The organism is Kluyvera georgiana (genome assembly GCF_050990895.1).
Lineage (GTDB): Bacteria > Pseudomonadota > Gammaproteobacteria > Enterobacterales > Enterobacteriaceae > Kluyvera > Kluyvera georgiana.
The window spans coordinates 4,086,029-4,099,789 of record NZ_CP158865.1; the positions used below are offsets into that span (position 1 = coordinate 4,086,029).

Annotated in this window: 12 protein-coding genes; 1 reads left to right on the top strand and 11 read right to left on the bottom strand. The window is 55.0% G+C overall.

Annotation, left to right across the window (positions count from 1 at the left end; translation table 11 throughout):
• Position 1: 1 nt before the first annotated feature.
• From mraY to leuO, 11 genes are all read right to left on the bottom strand, one after another.
• A complete protein-coding gene (mraY, locus tag ABTW00_RS19445; protein ID WP_064547429.1) occupies positions 2-1,084 on the bottom strand; it encodes a phospho-N-acetylmuramoyl-pentapeptide-transferase in 1,083 nt (360 codons plus the stop codon).
• Positions 1,078-2,436, bottom strand: a complete 1,359-nt coding sequence (murF, locus tag ABTW00_RS19450; RefSeq protein ID WP_271446930.1) for a UDP-N-acetylmuramoyl-tripeptide--D-alanyl-D-alanine ligase — start codon at positions 2,434-2,436, stop codon at positions 1,078-1,080. Before murF ends, mraY begins: the two co-directional genes overlap by 7 nt.
• Entirely contained in the window at positions 2,433-3,920 is a 1,488-nt protein-coding gene (gene murE, locus ABTW00_RS19455) for a UDP-N-acetylmuramoyl-L-alanyl-D-glutamate--2,6-diaminopimelate ligase (RefSeq protein ID WP_065356511.1), read from the bottom strand. The genes murF and murE overlap by 4 nt, the downstream gene beginning before the upstream one ends.
• Positions 3,907-5,673, bottom strand: a complete 1,767-nt coding sequence (locus ABTW00_RS19460; RefSeq protein WP_064547423.1) for a peptidoglycan glycosyltransferase FtsI — start codon at positions 5,671-5,673, stop codon at positions 3,907-3,909. The genes murE and ABTW00_RS19460 overlap by 14 nt, the downstream gene beginning before the upstream one ends.
• A gap of 15 nt (positions 5,674-5,688) precedes the next feature.
• A complete protein-coding gene (gene ftsL, locus ABTW00_RS19465; protein ID WP_035893020.1) occupies positions 5,689-6,054 on the bottom strand; it encodes a cell division protein FtsL in 366 nt (121 codons plus the stop codon).
• Entirely contained in the window at positions 6,051-6,992 is a 942-nt protein-coding gene (gene rsmH, locus ABTW00_RS19470; RefSeq protein ID WP_065356509.1) for a 16S rRNA (cytosine(1402)-N(4))-methyltransferase RsmH, read from the bottom strand. The genes ftsL and rsmH overlap by 4 nt, the downstream gene beginning before the upstream one ends.
• Before the next feature lie 2 nt (positions 6,993-6,994).
• Entirely contained in the window at positions 6,995-7,453 is a 459-nt protein-coding gene (gene mraZ / locus ABTW00_RS19475) for a division/cell wall cluster transcriptional repressor MraZ (RefSeq protein WP_064547419.1), read from the bottom strand.
• Positions 7,454-8,229: 776 nt separating this feature from the next.
• A complete protein-coding gene (gene cra, locus ABTW00_RS19480) occupies positions 8,230-9,234 on the bottom strand; it encodes a catabolite repressor/activator (RefSeq protein WP_065356507.1) in 1,005 nt (334 codons plus the stop codon).
• A 252-nt stretch (positions 9,235-9,486) separates the two neighbouring features.
• The gene (gene ilvN, locus ABTW00_RS19485; RefSeq protein ID WP_035893016.1) at positions 9,487-9,978 is read right to left on the bottom strand and encodes an acetolactate synthase small subunit; all 492 of its coding nucleotides are present in this window, start codon (positions 9,976-9,978) and stop codon (positions 9,487-9,489) included.
• A gap of 2 nt (positions 9,979-9,980) precedes the next feature.
• Positions 9,981-11,705, bottom strand: a complete 1,725-nt coding sequence (gene ilvI, locus ABTW00_RS19490) for an acetolactate synthase 3 large subunit (RefSeq protein ID WP_064547415.1) — start codon at positions 11,703-11,705, stop codon at positions 9,981-9,983.
• A 389-nt stretch (positions 11,706-12,094) separates the two neighbouring features.
• A complete protein-coding gene (leuO, locus tag ABTW00_RS19495) occupies positions 12,095-13,066 on the bottom strand; it encodes a transcriptional regulator LeuO (protein ID WP_064547414.1) in 972 nt (323 codons plus the stop codon).
• 601 nt (positions 13,067-13,667) lie between these two features.
• Here leuO and leuL point away from each other — a divergent pair.
• The gene (gene leuL / locus ABTW00_RS19500) at positions 13,668-13,754 is read left to right on the top strand and encodes a leu operon leader peptide (RefSeq protein WP_100249930.1); all 87 of its coding nucleotides are present in this window, start codon (positions 13,668-13,670) and stop codon (positions 13,752-13,754) included.
• The last annotated feature ends 7 nt before the right edge of the window (positions 13,755-13,761 follow it).

Here is a 13,761-nt window from a genome sequence, read left to right on the forward strand (position 1 = left end):
ATTAACGTACCTTCAGCGTTGCCAGGCCAATCAGCACCAGCATCAGCGAAATAATCCAGAAGCGCACGATCACGCGCGGCTCCGGCCAACCTTTCAATTCATAGTGGTGGTGAATCGGCGCCATACGGAAGATGCGCTGCCCGCGCAGCTTGAAGGAGCCCACCTGCAGGATCACCGACAGAGTTTCCACCACGAAGACGCCGCCCATGATCACCAGCAGGAACTCCTGACGCAGCAGCACGGCGATAATGCCCAGCGCGCCGCCCAGCGCCAGTGAGCCCACGTCGCCCATAAAGACCTGTGCCGGATAGGTGTTGAACCACAGGAAGCCTAAGCCCGCGCCGACAATCGCCGTACAGACGATCACCAGCTCGCCCGCATGACGCAGGTAAGGAATGTGTAAGTAGCTGGCAAAGTTCATGTTACCGGTCGCCCACGCCACCAGCGCAAAACCCGCCGCGACGAAGACGGTTGGCATGATCGCCAGGCCATCGAGCCCATCGGTCAGGTTGACCGCGTTACCCGTCCCGACAATCACGAAGTAGGCCAGCAGGATGTAGAGCAGACCCAGCTGCGGCATCACGTCTTTAAAGAACGGCACCACCAGCTCGGTGGCTGGCGTATCTTTACCGGCCAGATACAGCGCAAAAGCCACGCCCAGCGCAATCACCGACATCCAGAAATACTTCCAGCGGGCGATCAGACCTTTGGTGTCTTTGCGTACTACTTTGCGATAGTCATCGACAAAACCGATAATGCCGTAACCAATCAGCACCGTCAGCACGCACCAGACGTAAGGGTTAGACGGATAGGCCCACAGCAGTACAGACACCGTAATCGCGGTGAGGATCATGATCCCACCCATCGTCGGCGTACCGCGTTTACTGAAGTGAGATTCCGGACCGTCGTTACGCACGACCTGGCCGAACGACATTTTTTGCAAGCGGGCGATCATCCGCGGGCCCATCCACAGTGAGATGAACAGCGCGGTCAGCAGGCTGACGATGGCGCGAAACGTCAGATAGGAAAAGACGTTAAAGCCGGAATAATATTTGACCAGATGTTCGGCCAGCCACACTAACATGTCCCGTTCTCCTGTACAGCGCGTACGACCTGTTCCATGGCGGCACTGCGTGATCCTTTCACCAGAATGGTGATCGTTTTATGTTCATTAATAAGCGATTTCAGACGCGCAATCGCCGAGTCTTTCTCGGTGAAGTGCTCCCCTGCCCCGCTTGCCGTGCTAATCGCCTGGCTTAATTTGCCAACGCTCAGCACACGGTCGATACCCGCCGCTTTCGCCGCTTCACCGACCTGGATGTGGCACGCTTCACTCTCAGCGCCCAGCTCTGCCATATCGCCCACCACCAGCACGCGGTAGCCCGGCATTTCGGACAGCACCTGTACCGCAGCGGTCATCGAGCCGACGTTCGCATTGTAGGAGTCGTCTAACAGCAGCTGGCTCTCCGTCAGGTGAATTGGGAACAGACGCCCCGGCACCGCTTTCAGCTGCGCCAACCCGGCTTTTACCGCGTTGAGATCAGCGCCCACCGCCGTAGCCAGCGCGGTCGCTGCCAGCGCATTGGCGATGTTGTGACGACCCGGTAAAGGCAGCAGTACGTCCACGCTGCCCTTCGGCGTATTGAGCGTGAATTCGGTACCTTGCGAGGTAATACGCACGTTGGCGGCGCTAAAGTCGCTGCCCGCCGCATTCGGAGAGAAGCGCCATACGGTACGGTCGCCAATCACCTGCTGCCAGTTGGCCCAGTCGTTGTTATCCGCGTTCAGAATTGCGATACCGTTTTCCGGCAGCCCGGTAAAGATCTCGCCCTTGGCTTTCGCTACGCCCGCCAGCGAGCCGAAGCCCTCAAGGTGCGCAGCCGCCAGGTTATTCACCAGCGCCGCTTCCGGACGAGTCAGACTCACGGTCCAGGCGATTTCGCCCTGATGGTTGGCGCCCAGTTCAATGACCGCAAACTGATGTTCCGCCGTCAGACGCAGTAATGTCATCGGCACGCCGATGTCATTATTTAGGTTGCCTGCGGTATAAAGCGTGTTGCCGCACTGGCTGAGGATCGCCGCGGTCATCTCTTTAACCGAGGTTTTACCGGAGGAACCGGTCAGCGCGACCACGCGCGCTGGCACCTGCTGACGAACCCAGGCCGCCAGTTCGCCAAAGGCGAGGCGGGTATCGCTCACCACCAGCTGCGGCAGGTCGATATCCAGCTTGCGGCTGACCAGCAGCGCGCCCGCGCCGCCGTCTTTGGCGGTTTGCGCAAAATCGTGCGCGTCAAAACGTTCGCCCTTCAGCGCCACAAACAGGCAACCTGGGGTTAATTTACGCGTGTCGGTCGTGACATCGGCAATCAGACGATCGTCGCCATGCAGTTCGCCGCGCAGAATGTCGGCCAGTTGCTTCAACGTGACGTTAATCATGCCACCACTCCCAGCAGACGGGCTGCGGTCACGCGGTCGGAATAGTCGAGACGACGGTTGCCAACGATTTGATAATCTTCGTGGCCTTTACCGGCCAGCAGTACCACGTCGCTCTCTTTTGCCTGCATGATGGCGTTGGTCACCGCTTCCGCGCGGCCTTCCATCACTTTCGCATGCCCGGCATCGACCATCCCGGCCAGAATATCGTTGATAATCGCGCGCGGCTCTTCGGTGCGCGGATTGTCATCGGTGACGACGGCAACGTCGGCAAACTCTTCGGCAATCGCCCCCATCAGCGGACGTTTGCCCTTATCGCGATCGCCGCCGCAGCCAAAGACGCACCACAGCTTGCCCGTACAGTGCAGGCGCGCGGCCTGCAAGGCTTTCTCCAGCGCATCCGGGGTGTGGGCGTAATCGACCACCACCGTAGGTTTACCCGGCGCGCTAAACACTTCCATACGCCCGCAGACAGGCTGTAAGCGCGACGCGGTTTTCAGCAGGTCGCTCAGGGAATAGTCCAGCGCCAGTAGCGTAGCCAGCGCCAGCAGCAGATTGCTGACGTTAAAGGCGCCCATCAAACGGCTTTCAATCTCGCCTTCGCCCCAGCTGGAGTCAAAGCGGATGGTCGCGCCGCTGTCGTGGTAGTTCACGGCGGTGGCTTTCAGCCAGCGGCCATGACAATTCGGATTAATATGGTCTTCCATAGACACCGCCACCGCATCCGGCAGACGGCTGAGCCAGCGACGGCCCACCTCGTCATCGGCATTAACAATCGCCTGACCGCAGTGGTGCGTGGAGTACAGCAGCCATTTCGCGGCTTCGTAGTGCTCCATATCACCATGATAATCAAGGTGATCGCGACTCAGGTTGGTGAACACGGAGGCGGCAAATTTAAGTGCCGCAACACGATGCTGGACCAGGCCATGGGACGATACTTCCATCGCCGCCATCGTTGCGCCTTCGGCCACCAGTCCTGCAAGCACGTGCTGAACGTCAACTGCCGAACCGGTGGTGTTTTCCGTCGGGATCACTTTGCCCAACAGGCCATTGCCCACCGTGCCCATCACCGCGCTGGTTTCGCCCAACAGCTGGCACCACTGCGCAATCAGCTGCGTGGTGGTGGTTTTACCGTTGGTACCGGTCACGCCCACCAGCCGCAGGCTGTCGGACGGTTCATGATAAAAACGCCCGGCTAGCGCCGATAAGCGTTCGTTTAACTGGCTGAGGTAAATAACCGGCACGCCGTGCATTTCACGGATTTCACCGTCGGTCGCTTCATCTTTTGCCTCGGCGACAATCGCAGCAACACCCTGCGCAATTGCCTGCGGGATATAACGACGCCCGTCCGCCTGATGACCCACTACCGCTACGAACAGATCGCCCGATGCAGCCACACGGCTGTCGAGCGTCATCTCTCGCAGTACTCGCTCCGGTGCATTCGGCACCCACGGAGCAAGAAGGTCGCGCAAATTACGATCTGCCACCTGATCCCTCGCCTTGATTTGTCACAAATTCACTCTTATCGCCCGTTGCCAGCGCATCCGGCTCAATGTTCATCGTGCGCAGTACGCCGCCCATGATGGCACCAAACACCGGCGCGGAAACGGCGCCACCGTAGTATTTACCCGCCTGCGGGTCGTTGATGACCACCACCAGCGCAAAGCGCGGCTGGCTGGCTGGCGCGACGCCCGCGGTGTAAGCAATGTATTTGTTGATATAGCGCCCGTCCGGACCGACTTTTTTCGCCGTACCGGTTTTAATCGCGATACGGTAGCCTTTGATCGCCGCCTTCACGCCGCCACCGCCAGGCAGCGCCACGCTTTCCATCATATGAACGACGGTGCGAACGATGGATTCCGGGAACACGCGCTCGCCGGGAACCGGCGGGTCAACTTTGGTTATCGACAGCGGACGGTAGATCCCATAGCTGCCAATCGTTGCGTAGACACGCGCTAACTGTAACGGCGTTACCATTAGCCCGTAGCCGAAAGAGAAGGTGGCCCTCTCTATGTCAGACCACCGTTGTTTTTGAGGATATAAGCCACTGCGTTCTCCGACCAACCCCAAATTGGTCGCTTTTCCCAGCCCAAAACGTGAGTAAGTATCTACTAACGCTGAGGACGGCATCGCTAACGCCAGCTTGGAAACACCGACGTTACTCGACTTCTGTAGTACCCCGGTCAGGGTCAATTCGCTGTAGCGCGCCACGTCTTTGATTTCGTGGCCGTTAATACGGTAGGGAATAGTATTCAGCACGGTATTTTCGCGCACCACGCCGCGCTGAAGCGCGGTCATCACCACCATCGGTTTCACCGTAGAACCCGGTTCAAACACGTCGGTGATGGCCCGGTTACGCATGGTGTCTTTGGCCGTGCCGGTAAAGTTGTTCGGGTTGTAAGACGGGCTGTTGGCCATCGCCAGCACCTCGCCGGTGTTCACGTCGACCAGCACGGCGCTGCCGGATTCCGCTTTGTTAAACGCCACGGCGTTATTCAGCTCACGGTAAACCAGCGCCTGCAGGCGTTCATCAATGCTCAACGCCAGGTTGTGCGCCGCCTGGCTGTCAGTCGAGGAGATATCTTCAATGACCCGGCCATAGCGGTCTTTACGGACAATACGTTCGCCCGGCTGGCCGGTTAACCATTTGTCGAAACTCTTCTCAACCCCTTCAATCCCCTGGCTATCGACGTTGGTGAAGCCGATGAGGTGAGCAGTCACTTCACCTGACGGGTAGTAACGGCGGGACTCTTCACGCAGATAAATCCCCGGCAGCTTCAGCTTTTTGATGTAGTCGGCCATATCAGGGTTTACCTGACGAGCCAGATAGATAAAGCGCATACGCGGGTTGGTGTTGATGCGGTTAGCCAGCTGATCGAGCGGCATATTCAGCGCATCGGCCAGCGCCTTCCAGCGGTTGTTTAGCACCACGCCACCCGCTTCGTGCAGCTCTTTCGGGTCAGCCCAGATGGCTTTTACCGGCACGCTCACCGCCAGCGGACGCCCGGAGCGGTCAGTAATCAAACCGCGAGAAGTCGAGACCTGCTGGACGCGTAAAGAGCGCATGTCACCCTCGCGCACCAGCTTATCAGGGGCAATAATTTGCAACCAGGCCGCGCGTCCAAGCAGGAACGCGAGCGCCATAAAAATACAGCCGCAAAGCAACGCAAAACGCCAACTGATAAAGTTGGCCTGTTCTTCCTGACGTTTTGGCTTAAGCGTTTTTGCCGCCGGTTTCATGCGTTGCAATAATCCTTATTTCTGAACAACAATGTTTTCTTTTGATGGATCAACATGTTGCATCTGCAACTTTTCAGTAGCAATACGTTCGACGCGGCTGTGATCGCCAAGAGCATTCTCTTCGAGGATCAGGTTTCGCCATTCAATATCTAACGCATCGCGCTCCAGCACCAACTGCTCTCGTTGGGCCGTTAACAGGCGGGTATGGTGGGCGGTTGTTACCACCGTCACCGCCGTCACAATAATGCAAATGAACAGACAGAGTGGCAGCTTCCCAAACTGCAAAAGGTCGTCGCGAATTACGCCAGGCAAGGCATGACGTTCGCCATTTCCTAACGACCCGGTTACTTTGCTCAGGGCCTCTGTCACTCTGCCGATCATGCGTTCGTCCTCTCTGCAATACGCAGAACTGAACTACGAGCTCGTGGATTTTCAGCCACTTCTTCTTCGCCCGGCATCAACTTGCCTAACGCTCGTAAATGACGGCCACCCAGTTTCCTGAGTTGCTCTTCGGTCATCGGGATCCCCGCCGGAACCTGTGGACCGCGGCTCTGCTCACGCATAAAGCGCTTCACGATGCGGTCTTCCAGCGAATGGAAGCTGATAATGGAAAGCCGCCCACCCGGGGCCAGCACGCCAAGCGAGCTTTTTAGCGCCTGCTCTATCTCCTCCAGCTCACTGTTCACCCAAATACGCACCGCCTGGAAGGTACGGGTTGCGGGGTGTTTGAATTTGTCTTTCACCGGCATCGCGGCGGCGATCACTTCCGCCAGCTCTTTGGTGCGGGTCATCGGTTCCACGCGGTTGCGCTCAACGATGGCGCGGGCAATACGTTTACCAAAGCGCTCTTCGCCGAAGGTTTTAATCACCCAGGCGATATCCGCTTCTTCTGCCGTTTGCAGCCATTCAGCGGCAGACTGGCCGCGAGTTGGGTCCATACGCATGTCCAGCGGGCCATCGCGCATAAACGAGAAACCGCGCTCGGCATCGTCAAGCTGCGGTGAAGAAACGCCAAGATCGAGAAGAATCCCGTCGATCTTACCAACGAGATCGCGCTCGGCGACGTAGTCCGCCAGCGCAGAGAAAGGGCCATGCACGATGGAAAAACGCGGATCGTCGATGGTCTTCGCCACCGCAATCGCCTCAGGATCGCGATCGATCGCGATCAGGCGCCCCTGCTCGCCAAGCTGCGAGAGGATCAGGCGCGAGTGACCACCGCGACCAAAGGTGCCATCAATATAGATACCGTCCGGACGGATATTCAGGCCGTTAACCGCCTCGTCCAGCAGTACCGTGGTGTGTTTAAAGTTTTCCATCATATTTATAAGGACAAATCCTGCAATCGCTCCGACAGCGCCCCTGAAGCAGATTGCTCAGCGTCGATATCTTCCTTGACCCGTTGATACCAGGCCGTCTCATCCCACAGTTCAAACTTGTTGAACTGCCCGACCAGCATCACTTCTTTGGTCAATCCGGCGTGTTGCCGTAAAACCGGCGCGATTAACAACCGCCCGGCATTATCCATCTGACATTCGCTGGCATGCCCTAGCAGCAGCCGCTGCACGCGGCGCTCAACGGGATTCATGCTCGACAAACGCGATAGCTTTTGCTCGATAATTTCCCATTCGGGCAGAGGATAAAGCAGCAGGCAGGGGTGATGGATGTCAATGGTACAAACCATTTGACCGGTAGCGCTCTCGATCAACGTGTCCCGATATCGGACAGGGACGGCTAAACGCCCTTTGTTGTCGAGATTGACTAACGTTGCCCCTCGGAACATGCCAGCCTCACCCCTTATTACCACTTTAACCCACAAATTCCCACTCAAAGGAGTTTACGGAGCAGAGGAAAAGCTTGTCAAGCCAGCATGAATGCCAACAGAGTCCAAAATACCGCTATTTAAGGCCGACAATAGCTCTGATTAAAAATTATCCAACAGACGAGGCAAATTAACGTCATGAATACCCGCAAGAAAAATACAAAGGGATTCACATCACGTTAACGCGACTAAATATCATCAAAAGAATATATAAAGTGTCAGTTTGCGACGCGAGCGGCATTTTAGGACATTATGATGCGCGTTAACAGTCCTCTGTGGCGCGCCCCGAAGGGGAATGACGTTCTCCTGGCTCGCCCATTCTGGTAGGGGAGTTGAGAAGTGTTTGTTATTTCGGCAATCCGCACGGCGAATGTAACAAAATAATACACAAATAATATATTTTTACTTTGTGTTCACAATAATAAGCACGGAAGGGGGACAAATGAGGCGTATTAAATAGAGTGCTAACCAAAAATGAGGAATAATCTGAATATCCACATAAGAATAATGTTTATACACTTCATCCTTCAACTTGCCTCTGCGTTCGCTCACCCGAATCACTTACTTAAGTAAGCTCATCGGGATTCACTCACTTGCCGCGTTACTCGGCTTATAGCCTCGCCCCTTCGGGGCCAGCGCAAGCGCTGTTCAACACGTTAAAGCGTGTTGTGACGCAACTTGAATGATTTTGCGTATAGTCGATGAAGGCGACATTTCGCCGCCCCATCATGAAAAGCTTATCGACGGCTCAGGCTACCGCGACGATACAGGTTACGACGAATACGGCTCAAACCGGGTTTTGGCTTACGCGGTTCATCAAGGCTCGCCAGCACAATCTCCAGCACGCGTTCGGCCACATCGCGGTGACGCTGGGCAACCGCAAGTACCGGACACTGCAGGAAATCAAGCAGCTCATTATCGCCGAAGGTGGCAATCGCCAGATTAGTCGGCAGCTTGCCTTCACGGCGCAGCGTCACATCCATCACGCCCTGTAACAGCGCAAACGACGTGGTAAACAGCGCCTGTGGCATCGGGTGGGTCTCAAGCCATTTCTCGAACAGCTGCGCCGAGGCTTCACGTTCATAGCTATTGGCATAGAGGAAATGCACCTCACGCGGATCGTCTTTCCAGGCGGTACGGAAGCCCTGCTCGCGCAAATAGCTGACCGACAGCTCCGGCAGCGCACCGAGATAAAGCACGGTTTCAGCCGGGAAGGTACGCAGCTCGGCGGCGAGCATTTCTGCGTCATCCTGGTCGGCACCCACAACGCTGGTGAAATGTTCGCGGTCAAGGGCACGGTCGAGTGCGACAATCGGGAACGCGTCGTTCGCCCAGCGCTGATAGAACGGATGCTCCGGCGGCAGCGAGGTAGAGACAATGATCGCATCAACCTGACGCTGCAGCAGATGCTCAATGCAGCGCATCTCGTTATCCGGCTGATCTTCCGAGCAGGCAATCAGCAACTGATAGCCGCGCTGGCGCGCCTGACGCTCAAGATAGTTGGCGATGCGGGTATAGCTGGTGTTTTCCAGATCCGGGATAACTAACCCGATAGAACGCGTGCGTCCTGCACGCAGCCCGGCGGCGACCGCGTTAGGATGGTAGTTGTGCTCGCGCACGACGGCCATCACCTTTTCGACAGTTTTATCACTGACGCGGTACTGCTTCGCTTTGCCGTTAATCACATAGCTGGCGGTGGTTCGGGAAACACCGGCAAGCCGGGCGATCTCATCCAGTTTCACAATTGCCCCTTGCTTTATAAGTATAATCCGTAACATCTAAACGCAGAATGATCCGATCGGCAATAGGTTTTGTTCGCACTTATTGCTGATTTCGCAAAAAAAAGCCCGACTTCAGGCCGGGCTACGATTAAGCGATGAGTTGTAGGCCGGATCAGCGAAGCGCCATCCGGCAGAACCGCGCAAGTTGCCGGATGGCGGCGTAAACGCCTTATCCGGCTTACCGTTGCTGGTTACGGCTTCAGGACAACACGATTAACGCATAATCTTATCGCCGCGCGACAAACCGACCACGCCGGAGCGTGCTACTTCAACAATTCTTGCGACATCGCGCAGCGAGGCGAGGAACGCATCCAGCTTGTCGCTGGTGCCCGCCAGTTGGACGGTATAGAGCGACGGCGTGACGTCGATAATCTGCCCACGGAAAATCTCCGTATTCCGCTTCACTTCGTCACGGCCATAGCCGCTGGCCTGTACCTTCACCAGCATGATTTCACGCTCAACATGTGCGCCCTGCCCCAGCTCATTGACCCGCAGCACGTCCACCAGCTTATGCAGCTGTTTTTCAATCTGCTCAATGGTTTTCTCATCGCCGACGGTCTGAATGGTCATGCGCGACAACGTTGGGTCATCGGTAGGTGCAACGGTCAGGCTCTCAATGTTGTAGCCGCGTTGCGAGAAAAGCCCAATCACGCGCGACAGCGCCCCGGACTCGTTTTCCAGCAGTACAGATAATATCCGGCGCATAATCAGGTTCTCTCCGTTTTGCTCAGCCACATCTCGTCCATTGCCCCGCCGCGAATCTGCATCGGGTAGACATGTTCGCTACCGTCGACGGCGACGTCGACAAACACCAGGCGATTATTGCGCACCTGCTCCAGCGCCTCAGCGAGCTTGCTCTCCAGCTCGTCCGGACGCGTAATGCGAATACCAACATGCCCGTAAGCTTCAGCCAGGCGCACAAAGTCTGGCAGCGACTGCATATAGGACTGAGAATGACGCCCGGAGTAAATCATGTCCTGCCACTGTTTCACCATCCCCAGATAGCCATTATTCAGGTTCAATACCAGCACCGGCAGCTCATATTGCAGCGCGGTCGACAGCTCCTGAATGTTCATCTGGATACTGCCATCGCCGGTCACGCAAATGACGGTTTCTTCCGGCAGCGCCATTTTGACGCCCAGTGCAGCGGGAAGGCCAAAGCCCATGGTGCCCAGACCGCCGGAGTTGATCCAACGACGCGGCTTATCAAACGGGTAGTACAGCGCGGCAAACATCTGATGCTGCCCAACGTCGGACGTCACGTAGGCGTCGCCCTGGGTCAGTTTCCAGACGGTTTCGACCACCGCCTGGGGCTTAATTTGTTCGCTCTTATCGTCATACTTCAGGCAGTGACGGGCGCGCCACTGTTCAATCTGCTGCCACCAGTCGCGAATATCATCCAGCGGCTGGGCGACGCTTTCTTGATCCAGCAACTCCAGCATTTGATCGAGCACCAGACCTGCGTCACCGACGATCGGAATATCCGCCGGTACCGTTTTAGAAATCGACGTCGGATCGATATCAATGTGCAGTACAGTGGCATCCGGGCAGTACTTCGCGAGGTTATTGGTGGTGCGATCGTCAAAGCGCACCCCAACGGCGAAGATCACGTCAGAATGATGCATGGTCATGTTGGCTTCATAGGTACCGTGCATCCCCAGCATACCTAACGCCTGACGATGGGTGGCCGGGAAGCCGCCGAGCCCCATTAATGAAGAAGCCACCGGCAGGTTCAGTTTTTCAATCAACGTACGCAACTGTGCGTGGCACTCGGCGTTAACCACCCCGCCGCCGACGTAAACCACCGGTTTTTTCGCCGCAATCAGCGTTTGCAGCGCGCGCTTAATCTGCCCTTTATGGCCCGTAGTCGTTGGGTTGTAAGAGCGCATGCTGACCGCATCCGGCCAGACGTACGGCAGTTTATTCGCCGGGTTGAGGATATCTTTCGGCAGGTCGACAACGACCGGTCCCGGACGACCGCTGGCCGCCAGCCAGAAAGCTTTCTTCAGCACAGCGGGAATATCTTCGGTCTGTTTCACCAGGAAGCTGTGCTTCACCACCGGACGGGAGATCCCGACCATGTCGCACTCCTGAAACGCATCATAGCCAATCAGCGAAGTGGCCACCTGACCGGAAAGCACCACCAGCGGGATGGAGTCCATATAGGCCGTGGCAATCCCGGTGATGGCGTTCGTCGCCCCCGGGCCAGAGGTGACCAGCACTACTCCCACTTCACCGGTCGCGCGTGCCAGGCCGTCAGCCATGTGCACCGCCGCCTGTTCGTGGCGAACCAGTACGTGATCGATGCCGCCGACCGTATGCAGCGCGTCATAAATATCGAGGACCGCGCCCCCCGGGTAGCCAAATACCTGCTTTACGCCCTGATCGATTAACGATCGGACGACCATCTCGGCTCCTGACAACATCTCCATGATTTGCCTCCAGGCTTCTCTTTCTTGATGACCGGGGAAGTCATTTTCCGGCGGTCATGCGTCGACGGCGCGTCAGCCATCCACCGGCGCTGAATTAAGGTCACGACCTAACATAACCGCTCGCCACCAGGCAGGCAATTCACCCATCCGGCGTAGGTGCAGTACCCAAAAGAGAAAAAATAAAGAGAAAAGGGAAAATGATGGTGGATTACTTCATTGATAAGAAAAGGAGGACGTAGATACTCGGGCGAATGACGTCATTACAGCAAAACCTGCATTTTTCACTTTCTCACCGCGCCGCGCCAGGGACAACAACAGAGTAATATTCTGCTTTTAGCCTCATATACAAGATAAGCAGAATGCTAATGCATTCTGCTTATGGTCAGAGACTATTGCGGACGGCAAGCATTGACCAGCAGCTCTTCCATCCACTGGTGACCTTTATCGCGGCCCGCCGCCTCATGCCAGGAAAGGTAGCAGGTACGGCTATTTAGCTTCATCGGAAGCGGTAATACCTGCAGGTGAAGCTGCTCGGAAAACTCTTCCGCCAGGCGGCGCGGCGCGATGGCGACCAGATGGGTTTGAGAAACCACATTTAATACGCTGACCAGTGCCATGCCCTGATAGGCAATACGGCTTTGTTTATCTACCGAGTCATACCACGGTTGGCTAAATGACGCATAGCGATCCAGCGAAACCACCGCGTGCTCTTCCTGATAAATTTGAGATTCCGAAACCGGACCGTTAATGCGAGGATGCGTCTTACTGACCACGAGCACCATTTCGTCATTAAATAAAGGGACACACGCAAATTCCGGGCGGCGAAACTCTTCGTATCCCAGGACAAATTCGATTTCCTGGTAACGTAGCTGATGCTCAGTGTTTTGGTTTAAGGATGATTTAAACACCATGTGAATATGTGGTGCGACTTCATTCACCTTATTTAAGATAATAGACGTCAGATAATTATCCAGCGGACTGCAAACACAAAGATTAAATACCCGTTCGCTGCTCAACGGCTCAAAACCCGAACCTGGCAATTCATTTTGCACCAACTGCAGCGCCTGACGAATGGAGCCGAACAGCTGGAAAGCGCGAGCGGTAGGCTGGATGCCGCGGCCGTAGCGAACGAACAGCTCGTCGTTAAACATCACCTTCAAACGCGCCACGGCGTTGCTGACCGCGGGCTGGGACATGCCAAGCATATGCGCGGCACGGGTAATATTTTGCTCCTGCATCACCGCATCAAATACGGTCAGTAGATTTAAATCGACCATTCGAAGCTGCGGTTTGGTTCCTTCATTAACAGAGACTCGCTGCTTCTCCGGCGCGCTAATTACGCTCTCAGACTCCATTGTCATACAAAACTCCCTTTACAGAATCGCAGTAATATATTGAGGCTATATGATTTACCATGCATATAAAATCCAAAAAAGAGAATTAAATAAAAATAGGAATATATAAAGATGCAGAAGAGTGAATTTCCCAAAGAAAATCACCCTTAATTTATATCACCAAGCTAATGGTAGATAGTTTACCCATAGATTAGACGAATATACAACAGACAGAAAAAGACACATTAAATTAAGCATTATTAAATTGTTTTATTTTTGATACTGTCAAAATTAACATTCTGGTAGCAGAAATAGTGTTTTTATCTTCACAGACGGTGAGCTATTAAACAATAAAACCAACATTATCAAATTGATAGGTTAAACACGAAAACGTGACCAACTCATGATAAGTTGCGATTAATCATGTGAATATGCGACAAAATATTAAAACCATGAACAGCCTAAGAAAACGATCTTCTATAAAGTGAGACACTCGTCAGCACAATTAGCTAATTTACCCGTTTCCTTTCCCCCCTTCCTTTGTCCTCTTTTCTTCACTCAGGGTTGACATCAGAAAGCATATCCAGTACCACTAAAAGCATATCGAATTCATCTGGAGAATGATGACATGTTCCGTACCACTCGCTTCAACGGCCTACTACTACTAAACGCCTCTTCTGTGCGCGGTAGGCTGGTGTGCGACGTTCAACGTTAAGTCATCA